Raw genomic sequence first — 12,155 nt, forward strand, 5'->3', positions numbered from 1 at the left:
GGGAACGGGGGATGAACCCAAACGCCGCCGGCACCACCTTCCAGCCACGATTGACGAAGGAGGTCAGATCGCCGGTGACGAAGATCTTCTCCATCATCGTCACATATTGCACGTAGAGCGGCCGGTCGAAGCCGAAGCTGTGGCGCACCGCCTCCAGTACTTCGGGCGATGCATTGCGGCCGGCGATGCGCGCCGCCGGGTCGGCGCCCGGCGTTGCGAAGAAAATCAGGAAGACGATGACCGAGATGCCGAACATCACGAACAGCATCTGGCCGAACCGGCGCAGGATTGGGTAGATCATCAGTCGCGCCCCAGCCGAACCTTGGAGCGCGGATCGAGCGCGTCGCGCAGGCCGTCGCCAAAAACATTGAGCGCCATGACGGAAACCGCGATCGCCAGCCCCGGCACAAGCGCCACCAATGGCCTGGTGTAAAGCAGCGCCTGTCCGTCCTGGATGATGGTGCCCCAGCTCGCCGCGGGCGGCTGCACGCCGATCGACAGGAAGGAGAGTGCCGATTCCGTAAGCATGTTCAGCGCCATCATCAGCGGCACGAAGACGATGAGCGTGGTGGTGACGTTGGGCAGGATATCGCGCCACAGGATGCGCCACCCCGGCACGCCCAGATTGATCGCGGCCAGCACGAACTCGCTCTTGCGCAGCGCCAGAACCTGCCCGCGTATTGGGCGGGCTACATAGGGCACGTAGACGATGCCGATGATGATGACAGGCAGCCACAGGCTGCCGGACTCGATCTGGATCGGTCCGATTGTGATGCCATGCGCGATGGTGACGATGGAGAGCGAAATCGCCAGCAGATAAATCGGGAACGCCCACAGGATGTCGAGGAAACGCGACAGCACCGTGTCGGTGACGCCGCCGAAATAGCCGGCGATCAATCCCGCCGCCGTGCCCAGGATCAGGGTGAAGATGGTGGCTGCTCCGGAGATCAACAGCGAGCTCAGCCCGCCGTAGAGCATCCTGGCCATGACATCGCGCCCCTGGCTGTCGGCACCGAGGAAGTAATTGCCCAGCCGCCAGGTTGGACCAAGCGGTGTGTAGCCAAGCCCGAGCCCCTCCGTCGACTGTTCCATCACCGGAACGTCGGCACCGTCGATCTGGATGACGGCGTCGAGCGTCGAGGCGAATGGGTCCACGCCTGCCCATTTCGCATAAAGAGGCGCACTGAGGCAGGCAAGGACGATGAGGAGGAACACGGCCAGCGACGCCATGGCGGCCCCGTCCGTTGCCAGCTTCGCAAACGCGACGGCCCAGGGCCCTCGCGTCTTGCGCGGCACGGCGACAGCTACGTTCGACACGGACGTGCCCCTCCGCGGTTCGTTACTGCACCCAGGCCATTACTGTACCCAGGATTGGGTGATCATCCAGTTGAACTGCCGGTTGAACTTGAAATTGCCAAGACGTTTGCTGACAAAGTCAAGCCGCTTCGGCGTGAAGAGGCCGACGGCGGGTGCCTTGTCGGTGACTTGCCTGTCGATTTCAGCCCACATTTTGTCGGCGGCTTTCTGGTCGGTGACGCCGAGGTCCAATGCTTTTTGCATCTTGGCGTCGATTTCCTTGTCGCAGAAGCCGGCGATGTTGATCGAGGCGTCCGAACCATCGCGGAAGGAGGCACAGCTGAACAGGATGTTCAGGAAGTCCGAAGCCGCCGGATAGTCCTTGTACCACTGGGTGACGGACATCTGCACCTTGTTGTTGGTGTTCTGGATGTAGGTGAACTGGATGTTCGACGAGATCGGCTTGACGTCGGCGACATAGCCGATGCTGGTCAGCACGCTCTGCAGATAGACGCCGATGGAGCGCGAAATGGCGGTGTCCTCGACGATAATGGTCACCTTCTGGCCCTTGGTGCCCGAGTCCTCGACGAGCTGCTTTGCCTTGTCGAGGTCGGGGGCCGACCATTTGGCGCCGGGATTCTTGGTGAAGGGGCAATAGTCTTCATGGCCGGGGAAGTCCGGAGGCAGGACCTGGCAGACCGGCGAAGCCAGCACCTTGCCGCCGAACAGCTTGACCAGCGTGTTGCGATCGATCGCATAGGCAACGGCCTGGCGAGCTTTTTCATTGTCGAAGGGTGCGAGACGGTTGTTCAGCGGCGCGTACCACCAAGCCGAAAGCGGTGAGATGTGCAGCTGGTCCATGGACTTGCTGCCCAGTTCGCCCAGGCGGTCGCTCGGCAGAGCGTCGAACATCCAGTCCGCTTCGCCGTTCTGGATCGCGGTGACGGCTGCCTCATCGGACAGGCCGAAATCATATTGGACGACATCCGGATAGCCGTCCGGCTGGGCTTCTTCGCTCCACTGCTTGAAATTGGGGTTGCGGGAAACCGTCATGCCCTTGTTGGGGTCGAAGGCGGAGATCATGTAGGCACCGGTGCTGGGAATGGGCTTGGAACCCATGTCTTCGGCGGGTGTGTCCGCCGGCAGGACCACGGCATGCGGCAAGGCAAGCTTGTAGAGCAGCTCGGCATCCGGCTTGGTGATGTTGATGGTGATGGTGCCGGCGGCTTCGTCGCCGACAACACCGCCTTCCAGCGTGCAGCTCTTGGTGTCGGCCAGGCATTTGTCGGCACCGACGATACCGGCATAGAACGTGCCGGAGGTCGGTCCGGAAACCTTGAAGATGCGCTGGAAGGAAGCGACGACGTCCTTCACGCCAAGATCCTGGCCGCTGGAGAACTTGATGCCCTTGCGCAGCTTGAAGGTGAAGGTCTTGCCGTCATTGCTGACCTGCGGCAGGGTCTCGGCCAGATCGGGAACGACGGTGAAGCCGTCCATGCCCTCGGCCTTGCGGAAGGCCACCAGGCCGTCATAGATCGGCTGGTACATCTGCCAGCCCTGGTCCGTGTAATTGATGTGCGGATCGAGCGTTCCGGCCGCGGAGCGGGCCAACAGGCGGATGGTGCCGCCTCGGTGCTCCTTGAGATATTCGGCCTGTGCCGGGGCTAGCCATGTACCGGCCAGCAATGCCGCGGCTGACGCCGCCAGAAGCAGTTTCTTCATGTCTTGATTCCCCTTTTTTCAATTATCGTTGTGGTCCAGGAAGTCTCCCACCACCCGCATGCACGCTTCTTGCTCTTCGACATGCGGCATGTGGCTGGAATGCTCGAATATCTCCCAGCGCGACCCCTTGATGCCGTCCTTGTAGGGCTGCACGGTCGCGGGCGTAGCCTCGTCGTGACGTCCGGAGATGATCAGTGTGGGAACATCGATGGCCGGCAGGCGTTCGACGATGCTCCAGTTCTTCAGCGTTCCGATGACATGGAACTCGTTCGGCCCATTCATCAGATTATAGACGGTCGGATTGCGCACGACCTGGGCGAAACTTTCCGTGACTTCGGACGGGAAAGGCACGACCCGGCAGACATGCCGCTCGTAGAACACCATCGTCGCCGCCTGATACGCCGCATCGTCTGTTGTGCCGGCCTGCTCGTGTCGGGTCAGAGTCTCCTGCACATCCGCAGGCAGATCCGCACGCAACCGGTTGGCCTCTTCGACCCACAACTTCATGGAAGCCGGGGAGTTGGCTATGGTCAGCGATTTCAGACCCTTCGGCCGCGTCACGGCATATTCGGCGCCCAGCATGCCGCCCCAGCTCTGGCCGAGGACGTGGAAGCCCGTCCGAATGCCGAGGTGGTCGACCAGGTTTTCAAGCTCGTCGATGAACAGCCCAGGTGTCCAGAAATCGGCGCCTTTCTCAGGCAGCAAGGTGGAATTGCCGCAGCCCAACTGGTCATAATGGATGACGGCGCGGTCCCTTCGCGCAAGAAGCTTGTAGGCATCGACATAGTTGTGGGCGACGCCCGGGCCACCATGCAGGATCACCGCCGGCGCCTTTTCGCCACCGAGTTCACCACTAACCCGATACCAGGTCTCGTAGGCGCCGAAAGCGGCCTGTCCTTCCATGCCGATGATCTCAGATGACATCCCAGTTCCCAGTGCGGTTGAAGGCATCTTGCATTTGTCCGTGACGGCGGGCGCCTAACTCATGTTGCGGGTGACCTGCACCCACTCTTCCAGCATCTGCACGCCAAACGCCGTGGCACCTTGCCTGCCGAGCGGCCGATCGGTGTCGGCCAGTTCCTTGCTGGCGATGTCGAGATGCACCCACGGGCGATCTTCCGTGAAGTGGCGCAGGAAGGCCGCGGCATAGGGCGCGTCGCCATCTTCCATGTCCTTGGCATGATGCCTGAGGTCCGCGAACGGCGATTGCAGACCCTCATCATAGGCCCGGTCGAGCGGCAGCCGCCAGAACCGCTCGCCGACCGTTTCTCCGGCCGCGATCATCTGCGACGCGATGGCATCGTCGGTGCTGAACAGGCCGGCGAATATCGACCCTAGGCCACGCGTCACCGAATAGGTCAGCGTCGCCAGATCGACGATCACCGAAGGATTGAAGCGCGTGGCTGCATAGTGGAGGCAGTCGGCCAGAAGCAGGCGTCCCTCCGCATCCGTATCGAACACTTCCACGGTCTGTCCCGAGGCCGTGGTGATGATGTCGCGCGGTTTGAGCGCGGTACCGGATGGCATGTTCTCGGCGATGCCGAGAACACCGACAACGTGTACCGGGCTGCCTTGCCGGGCGAGCGCGATCAGCAGGCCGACCACAGCGGCCGCTCCGCCCATGTCGGCTTTCATGTCGAACATCTGCGCTCCGCCCTTGATGCAGAGGCCTCCCGAATCGAAGCAGACGCCCTTGCCGACGAAAGCGAGTGGTTGGGCGGGAGCACCCTTGCCCCGGTAGCGCAGGACAGCGACCCGCGGCGGGCGCGCCGAGCCCGATCCAACGGCGAGAAGCGCGTTCATGCCGAGCTCCTTCAGTTGCGCGGCATCGAGCATTTCGATGTCGATGCCGGCTTCACGCAGCGGCTCCAGATGATCATGGAAATTGTCGGGGTGGAGATGGTTCGGTGGCAGGTTGACCAGGGTCCGCGCATATTCGACGCCATCGGCGATGGCATTGATCCGCGTCAGCGCCGCGGTCAGATCCGGGCCGCCGGCTCCGACCAGTTTCACCCGCAAGGTTCGATCCGCTCCCGCCCCTTGCCGCCGATTGCGCATGTCGAAACGATAGCGGCGCAGCCGCATGCCAAGCGCGACACGCGCCAGGATTTCGGCGCCGGATAGTTCAATGCCAGCGATGGGGTCCAGGACCAGGGTGGCTGCGCATTCCCCCTTGCCCTCCAGATGCGCGGCAAGCAGACCGCCGGCGCGTGCCAGTGACAGGGTGGTTACGGCTTCAGCTTTGCCCAACGCCAGGACGATCACGCGCTTGGTCGATACTGCCTGCGGGGCAATAAGATCGATGCAGGTGCCGGATTCGGCCAAGACGGCCGGGTCGGAGCATGCACGAGAGAGAATCCCGCTCATCTCGGCATCCAGGGCGACTGCCCGCGGGCCGAAGCCTGTTTGGGCAGTTTGCAAAATCACGACGACGGAGGTTTCCGCGGAAATCTCATCCGCGGTCTCGAAGACCGGCGCTGGCGATTGAGGCATAGGCTGGCGCTCTCTCCAATTGCGGCAATACCAGCCGGGTAGCGAGCAACGCCTCGCTTACCCCGGTGGAGACTGGTCAAGCCGGTCTCCGCCGTTCGTGGTAGTGCCGGTCCCCAGATAGTCGCTTTTTTGAGACGACTTAATTGCTCTTGTCTTCTGGGTATCCCCTAACGGGGCAGGCGATCAAACGCGAATTCTGTCCATGTCGATTGACAAAAACTCAACTGACAATTCATGATCGGCCAATGGCCCTTCCCTCACTCAATGGCATGCGCGCTTTCGAGGCCGCCGCTCGCCTCGGCAGCGTCAAGGACGCGGCGGAAGAACTGCATCTGACACCCTCGGCTGTCAGCCGCCACATCCGCGCGCTTGAACGAAATCTTGGCCAGGACCTGTTCGAACGCGGTTTTCGCCAGATAACCCCAACCATAAGGGGCTCCTACTATGCGCGCAGCCTCTCGGAGGCGTTCGAAGCCATCTGGCGCGCCACCGACGACGTCAGCCTCTCCGAGGGGTCGCGCCACGGTAAGATCCAACGGGTCCGGGTCTTGTGCGCGCCCACCGTTCTGAACCTTTGGCTGGCGGACCGGTTGCCGAACTTTCGCCGGTTGCATCCGTCGGTGGATCTGGAGATCTCCACTTCAGGCAAGCGCGCCAACTTCGATTTGGCCATTGTCGACGAGTTCGTCTACAAGGCCGGCCCGGCTTTGACGCTGCTGATCCCGCTGCTTTTGACGCCGGTCTGTGCGCCTTCGCTTTTGGAGGGGCCTGTGCCGCTGCGATCGCCGGCCGATCTGGTCAATCATCATCTGATCCATGAATGCGAAACCATGAGATGGAAGCGTTGGCTGGAGCAGGAAGGCGTTCTGGAAACGACGCCAAAATCCAGCACAACACTGGATGATTGCACCCTGATAATGCGCGAAGCGATCAATGGCGCCGGAATAGCGCTTGCGGACACGATCATGGCGCAAGATTTTCTGCAGCAAGGCAAACTGGTCGCCCCGTTCCGTGCCCGTCACACCTATCCGGCCGGCATTTACCTGCATCAGCGTCGCAGCATCGGCAACAAACCAGGCACCGGCCTGTTTCAGGATTGGCTGCTCGCCGAAGTCGCGGACCACAAGCAGGTGATGGCCATCGCTTAGATGGCGCCCTACCGTTTCAGATTGGAATCCCAGCGTCGAACTTCGAATCATCCGTGCCGGGTTCAGCGATGACCCACCATCGCCTTGCATCGATAATCGCAGTTCTCATTGAATATCTTTAAGGCCAAAGCCGGCAAATAGGTTGCTTGTCGGTTCCCCTGCGGCAAGCTTAACCTGCACGCGGCCAACGCGTGAGGGCGCGTGCTGCAAAAGGGGAACATTGCAATGACGATACAGGGTGCTTCACCTGATCTGTACAACGAGGATCTGGCTCCGGCCAAAGTTCGAAACTGGGGACCATTCTCGATCTTCAACGTCTGGACGTCGGACGTCCACAGCCTTTGGGGCTACTATCTTGCCGCCAGTCTGTTCCTGTTTTGCGGCGGCTTCGTCAATTTCATCATCGCCATAGGCATCGGCTCGCTGATCATCTACGCGCTGATGAACATGGTCGGCTATGCCGGTGTGAAGACGGGCGTGCCCTACCCCGTGCTTGCCCGCGCTTCTTTCGGCATCTGGGGCGCCAACATTCCGGCACTGGTGCGCGCCGTCGTCGCCTGTTTCTGGTATGGCGCACAGACGGCTGCCGCCTCCGGCGCGATCGTGGCGCTTTTGATCCGCTCGCAATGGTTCGCCGATTTCAACGCCAACACGCATTTCCTCGGCCATACCGGCCTGGAGGTGATCTGCTTCGTGGTCATCTGGGCGCTGCAGCTGCTGATCATCCAGAACGGCATGGAAACCGTGCGCCGCTTCCAGGACTGGGCCGGCCCAGCGGTGTGGGTGATGATGCTGATCCTGGCGATCTATCTCTGCGTCAAATCCGGGAGATTTGCGTTCACCAGCGACATCCCGATGGACGTGCTGCTGGACAAGACCAAGGACGCTGGCGTGCCGGGTACGCCGGGATCGTGGACGTCACTGTTTGCGGTAGCGGCGATCTGGGTCACCTATTTCTCAGCGCTCTATCTCAATTTCTGCGATTTCGCCCGTTACGCGCCGGACAAGGCATCGCTGCGCAAGGGCAATATCTGGGGCCTGCCGATCAACCTGATCCTGTTCTCGCTGGTCGCCGGCGTCACCACCATTGCCGCCTTTGACGTCTATGGCGAAGTGCTCCTGCATCCCGACCAGATCTCGGCGAAATTCGACAGCTGGTTCCTGGCGGCGCTCGCAGCCCTGACCTTTGCGGTAGCAACGCTTGGCATCAACGTGGTCGCCAATTTCGTCTCGCCGGCCTTCGACTTCTCCAACGTCTTCCCCAGGCAGATCGACTTCAAGAAGGGCGGCTATATCGCGGCCGTGATCGCCCTGCTGCTCTATCCCTTCGCGCCGTGGGAAGGCAGTGCCGCTTCCTTCGTCAACATCATCGGCGCGACGATGGGGCCGATCTTCGGGGTGATGATGGTCGACTACTACCTGATCCGGAAGGGCGAGGTCGACGTCGAGGCGCTTTACCGCGAAGATGGCGAGTTCCGCTTCCAGGGCGGCTGGCACGTCAACGCCTTCGTCGCCGCAGGCATCGGCGCCATCTTCTCGTCGATCCTGCCGAACTTCACCAACTGGCTGCCGTCCTGGTGGGGTGTCTATGGCTGGTTCTTCGGCGTGGCGATCGCCGGCATTATCTACTACGTGCTGCGCACCGCCGCTTTGGGCGCCGGCGCCAAGACCGCGAAAGCCTGACAAGGTGAATTGGGGCGGCGAGAGCCGCCCCAAAACCTACCCGAGCATCTCGGCCAATCTGCGCACTGTGTTCCAGTTGCGCGACGTGCCCGTGCCCATGCGCTTGTGATTCATCGCCGCAAGCAGCCGCGAGCTTGGCCTCTCGCGTGAAAATACGACCCAGATGTCGCCGCCGACCGAAGTCACTTTTTCATCCTCGCCGGCATAGGCTTGGAGCCCCTTCACGGCCTCCACGGGCGCAGGCTTGCGCATCACCCGTACGGCCACCTGATCGCCTGTTTTAGCCGAATCGGCCGGGAACGGATTGCCGGCGGCAAGCTTCAGCCAGTCCTCGGCACCACGGACGATGATATCGACATGGCGGCCGAAGGTCTTTTCGAAGGCTGTTTCCAGCCGCTGTTCAAGGTTGGCGATATCAGTTGCCGGCGCCTCGAAGACCAGATTGCCGGTCGCCACGAGCGTGCGCGTATTCTTCAGTCCGAGATCTTCCGCCATGGCCTTGAGATCGGCCATCACGACCCGCCGCCCCTCGCCCAGGATGACGCTGTAAAGCAGTGCGACATAGGTCTGCATAGTCCAGCCGGCCTACACCAGCCGGCTCTGCTCCACGGCCGCCTCGATGAAACTGGCGAACAGCGGATGCGGGTCGAGCGGCCGGCTTTTCAGTTCCGGATGATATTGCACGCCGATGAACCAGGGGTGGTCTGGATACTCGACCGTCTCCGGCAGCACGCCGTCAGGCGACATGCCGGCAAACACCAGGCCGCAATCCTCGAGCCGCTCCTTGTAGTCGACATTGACCTCGTAGCGGTGGCGATGACGCTCGGAAATCTGTGTGTCGCCGTAGATCTCCGCGATCTTGGAGCCCTTGGCGAGTTCGGCCTGATAGGCGCCGAGCCGCATCGTGCCGCCGAGATCGCCGGTTTCCCGGCGCTTCTCCAGCATGTTGCCTTTCAGCCATTCGGTCATCAGGCCCACAACCGGCTCCTCGGTCGGACCGAATTCGGTAGAAGATGCATGCTCGACGCCGGCCAGCGACCGCGCCGCCTCGATGCAGGCCATCTGCATGCCGAAGCAAATGCCGAAATACGGCACTTTTCGCTCACGCGCGAACTTCGCCGCCAGGATCTTGCCTTCCGAGCCGCGCTCGCCAAAGCCGCCGGGAACCAGGATGCCATGCACCTTTTCCAGCCACGGCGTCGGATCCTCCTTTTCGAAGATCTCCGATTCGATCCAGTCGAGCTTGACCTTGACGTGGTTGGCCAGGCCGCCATGCGAAAGCGCTTCGATCAGCGATTTGTAGGCATCCTTGAGCCCGGTATATTTGCCGACCACGGCGATGGTCACCTCGCCTTCCGGATTGTGGATGCGGTTGGACACCGCCTGCCAGGGCTCCATTCGCGGCTTCGGCGCCGGATCGATACCGAAGGCGGCGAGCACTTCCGAATCGAGCCCTTCCTTGTGATAGGCCATCGGCACATCGTAGATATGCGGCACGTCGAGCGCCTGGATCACAGCGCTCTCGCGGACATTGCAGAACAGCGACAGCTTCCTGCGCTCTTCCTTGGGAATGGCGCGGTCCGCGCGGACCAGCAGGATGTCGGGCGCGATGCCGATGCCGCGCAGTTCCTTGACCGAATGCTGGGTCGGCTTGGTCTTCAGCTCGCCCGCCGTCGGGATGTAGGGCATCAGCGTCAGATGGACGTAGACGGCATTGTTGCGCGGCAGGTCGTTGCCGAGCTGGCGGATCGCCTCAAGGAACGGCATCGCCTCGATGTCGCCGACCGTGCCGCCGATCTCGCACAGCACGAAATCATAATCGTCATTGCCGTTGAGGACGAAATTCTTGATCTCGTCGGTGACGTGCGGAATGACCTGCACAGTGGCGCCGAGATAGTCGCCGCGCCGCTCGCGCTCGATGATGTTCTTGTAGATGCGGCCGGTGGTGATGTTGTCCTGCTGGTTGGCGGAGCGGCCTGTGAAGCGCTCGTAATGGCCAAGATCAAGATCGGTTTCCGCACCATCGTCGGTGACGAAGACTTCGCCATGCTGGTACGGCGACATCGTGCCCGGATCGACATTGAGATAAGGATCGAGTTTTTTGATGCGTGCGCGATAGCCTCGCGCCTGCAGGAGAGCCCCAAGGGCCGCTGCGGCAATGCCTTTTCCAAGTGAGGAAACCACGCCGCCTGTGATGAATACATATCGCGCCATGGGAGTCATCGCTTAACGCGGCCGGATTGATTCCGCCAGAGAAAAAACCGCCGCGAAGCTTTTTTCCCAAGAAGGCGCTTGGATCGTGAACAGGGCAAAACAAAAGGGCCGGCTAAGCCGGCCCTTTCGGCAGGATGACGAAAACGTCAGATGATGACGACCTTGGTGCCAACCCTGACGCGGCTGTAGAGGTCCATGACGTGCTCGTTGATCATGCGGAAGCAGCCATTAGAGGCGCTGGTTCCGATCGACTGCGGCGCGATGGTGCCGTGGATGCGCAGATGCGTGTCCTTCTTGCCGTCATAGAGATAGATGGCGCGGGCGCCGAGCGGATTCTGGCCACCGCCAGGCATACCGTCCTTATACTGGCCGTAATGCTTCGGCTCGCGCTTCTGCATGTCCAGCGTCGGGATCCAGCGCGGCCATTCCTGCTTGTCACCGACCGCGACCGTGCCCTTGAACTGCAGGCCCTCGCGGCCGACCGCAATGGCGTAGCGCCGCGCGGTGGAAGATGATTCGACGAGGTAAAGGCGCCGCGCGCTGGTGTCGATGACGATGGTGCCGGCATCGTAACCAGTGAATTCCACGTCCTGCGGCACGAATTCCGGCTTCACCTTGAACTGCTTCTTGGCCTCCCTCTTGGCGAGAGCCTGATCGAGAGCCCGCGTCTCGGGAAGATAGCTTATCGAGGAGCCGGACGACGTCCCGCCGAAAAGGCCGGCGAACAGGCCGCCGCCGCTCGGCTTCTTCTGGCCGATGACTTCGCTGCGCAGTTCGCCATTGTTGCCGGTCAGGGCGACGTTCATGGCCTCCGCCGGAAGCGGCTCGGCCGACTGGATCGGCGCTATCGGTTCGATAGGCTCGATGATCTTGGCAGCCTGCTTCTTGGCCGGCTTGGCATCGGCCACCTCGGTTGCCGGCGCGCTCTTGCCCTTCTTGGCAAGGAACGCCTGCCGTTCCGCGTCGGCCTTGGCCTTGGCCGCCTCGCGCATTGCCAGCTTCCTGGCTTCGAGCGCCTTGGCTTTGGCGGCTTCCTTGTCGGCAACGATCTTGGCCTCGATCTTCTTGATCTGGGCGAGGTCGTCGGGCGTCGGGTTTTTCTTCTTCTTGAGAAGCTTCAATTGCGACGCATCACTCTTGACGGCGACGTTGATGGCAGAAGTTGTTTCAGCCGAAGGCTGTGCGGCCATATTGGCCGGAACGCCTGCGAAAGCGGGGGAACTCACGCCGAGTGCGGCGCAAAGTCCCAGGAAAATGAAGCTGCGAAGCTGCATGGCGAAGATCCGATCGTTCTATGCTTGTTGCCACGGCGTCGCCCAGCGCCCCCCAAGGGCGCCGGAAATGCCGCGTGCAATCTATAGTCGAATAAGCGCGGCCGCCTCAAGCGTGGGGCCATGCCTCACCCCGTCGAATCTTCGTGATCTCGCTGCATTTGCCGCGACTGTGTTCAAACGACCACAGATCGCGGTTCAGGCACCGAGAACTACTGGTTTGGAACCTGCGGGGTCGCCGGTGCGGCGGGAGCCGTGCCGTTGGTCGCCGGCGGCGTCGAGCCGGCGGCAGGCGCAGTGGCCGGGGCAGTCGCAGGAGCCGAAGCAT

At 61.8% G+C, this 12,155-nt stretch carries 9 protein-coding genes and 1 pseudogene; 2 read left to right on the forward strand and 8 right to left on the reverse strand.

The genetic code is table 11. The features are described from left to right. The 5 genes and pseudogenes from EN943_RS28365 to EN943_RS28385 form a co-directional block, all read right to left on the reverse strand. Positions 1-301, reverse strand: a pseudogene (locus EN943_RS28365) (ABC transporter permease); the annotation flags it as partial. Continuing rightward, a complete protein-coding gene (locus EN943_RS28370) occupies positions 301-1,317 on the reverse strand; it encodes an ABC transporter permease (protein ID WP_127415525.1) in 1,017 nt (338 codons plus the stop codon). The gene EN943_RS28370 and the pseudogene EN943_RS28365, both read right to left, overlap by 1 nt. Positions 1,318-1,356: 39 nt before the next feature. Next, positions 1,357-3,018, reverse strand: coding sequence for an ABC transporter substrate-binding protein (locus tag EN943_RS28375; protein ID WP_127415526.1), 1,662 nt, complete (start codon positions 3,016-3,018; stop codon positions 1,357-1,359). A gap of 18 nt (positions 3,019-3,036) precedes the next feature. After that, on the reverse strand, positions 3,037-3,942 hold the full coding sequence (locus EN943_RS28380) for a proline iminopeptidase-family hydrolase (RefSeq protein WP_127415527.1): 906 nt from the start codon (positions 3,940-3,942) through the stop codon (positions 3,037-3,039). A 54-nt stretch (positions 3,943-3,996) separates the two neighbouring features. Further along, a complete protein-coding gene (locus EN943_RS28385) occupies positions 3,997-5,511 on the reverse strand; it encodes a leucyl aminopeptidase (protein ID WP_127415528.1) in 1,515 nt (504 codons plus the stop codon). 245 nt (positions 5,512-5,756) lie between these two features. On the opposite strand from EN943_RS28385, the gene EN943_RS28390 reads away from it, so the two are divergent. Together EN943_RS28390 and EN943_RS28395 are read left to right on the forward strand one after the other, a co-directional pair. Continuing rightward, positions 5,757-6,659 (forward strand): LysR substrate-binding domain-containing protein, encoded by a 903-nt coding sequence (locus tag EN943_RS28390; RefSeq protein WP_127415529.1) that lies wholly within the window; start codon positions 5,757-5,759, stop codon positions 6,657-6,659. A gap of 225 nt (positions 6,660-6,884) precedes the next feature. Beyond that, complete coding sequence (locus EN943_RS28395) at positions 6,885-8,342, forward strand: NCS1 family nucleobase:cation symporter-1 (protein ID WP_127415530.1); 1,458 nt, start codon at positions 6,885-6,887, stop codon at positions 8,340-8,342. Positions 8,343-8,378: 36 nt separating this feature from the next. Here the strand turns inward: EN943_RS28395 and EN943_RS28400 are convergent, their stop codons facing one another. From EN943_RS28400 to EN943_RS28410, 3 genes are all read right to left on the reverse strand, one after another. Next, the gene (locus EN943_RS28400) at positions 8,379-8,915 is read right to left on the reverse strand and encodes a DUF1697 domain-containing protein (RefSeq protein ID WP_127415531.1); all 537 of its coding nucleotides are present in this window, start codon (positions 8,913-8,915) and stop codon (positions 8,379-8,381) included. 12 nt (positions 8,916-8,927) lie between these two features. Then, complete coding sequence (locus EN943_RS28405; RefSeq protein ID WP_013531733.1) at positions 8,928-10,565, reverse strand: CTP synthase; 1,638 nt, start codon at positions 10,563-10,565, stop codon at positions 8,928-8,930. A gap of 137 nt (positions 10,566-10,702) precedes the next feature. Further along, the gene (locus tag EN943_RS28410) at positions 10,703-11,830 is read right to left on the reverse strand and encodes a L,D-transpeptidase (RefSeq protein WP_013531734.1); all 1,128 of its coding nucleotides are present in this window, start codon (positions 11,828-11,830) and stop codon (positions 10,703-10,705) included. Between the last annotated feature and the right edge of the window lie 325 nt (positions 11,831-12,155).

It is taken from the genome of Mesorhizobium sp. M7A.F.Ca.US.006.01.1.1 (assembly GCF_003997935.1).
Lineage (GTDB): Bacteria > Pseudomonadota > Alphaproteobacteria > Rhizobiales > Rhizobiaceae > Mesorhizobium.

Excerpts from the sequence above, each read along its gene's own strand:
- EN943_RS28375 (WP_127415526.1), bottom strand. The coding sequence starts at position 3,018 with ATGAAGAAACTGCTTCTGGCGGCGTCAGCCGCGGCATTGCTGGCCGGT.
- EN943_RS28380 (WP_127415527.1), bottom strand. The coding sequence starts at position 3,942 with ATGTCATCTGAGATCATCGGCATGGAAGGACAGGCCGCTTTCGGCGCC.
- EN943_RS28385 (WP_127415528.1), bottom strand. The coding sequence starts at position 5,511 with ATGCCTCAATCGCCAGCGCCGGTCTTCGAGACCGCGGATGAGATTTCC.
- EN943_RS28390 (WP_127415529.1), top strand. The coding sequence starts at position 5,757 with ATGGCCCTTCCCTCACTCAATGGCATGCGCGCTTTCGAGGCCGCCGCT.
- EN943_RS28395 (WP_127415530.1), top strand. The coding sequence starts at position 6,885 with ATGACGATACAGGGTGCTTCACCTGATCTGTACAACGAGGATCTGGCT.
- EN943_RS28400 (WP_127415531.1), bottom strand. The coding sequence starts at position 8,915 with ATGCAGACCTATGTCGCACTGCTTTACAGCGTCATCCTGGGCGAGGGG.
- EN943_RS28405 (WP_013531733.1), bottom strand. The coding sequence starts at position 10,565 with ATGACTCCCATGGCGCGATATGTATTCATCACAGGCGGCGTGGTTTCC.
- EN943_RS28410 (WP_013531734.1), bottom strand. The coding sequence starts at position 11,830 with ATGCAGCTTCGCAGCTTCATTTTCCTGGGACTTTGCGCCGCACTCGGC.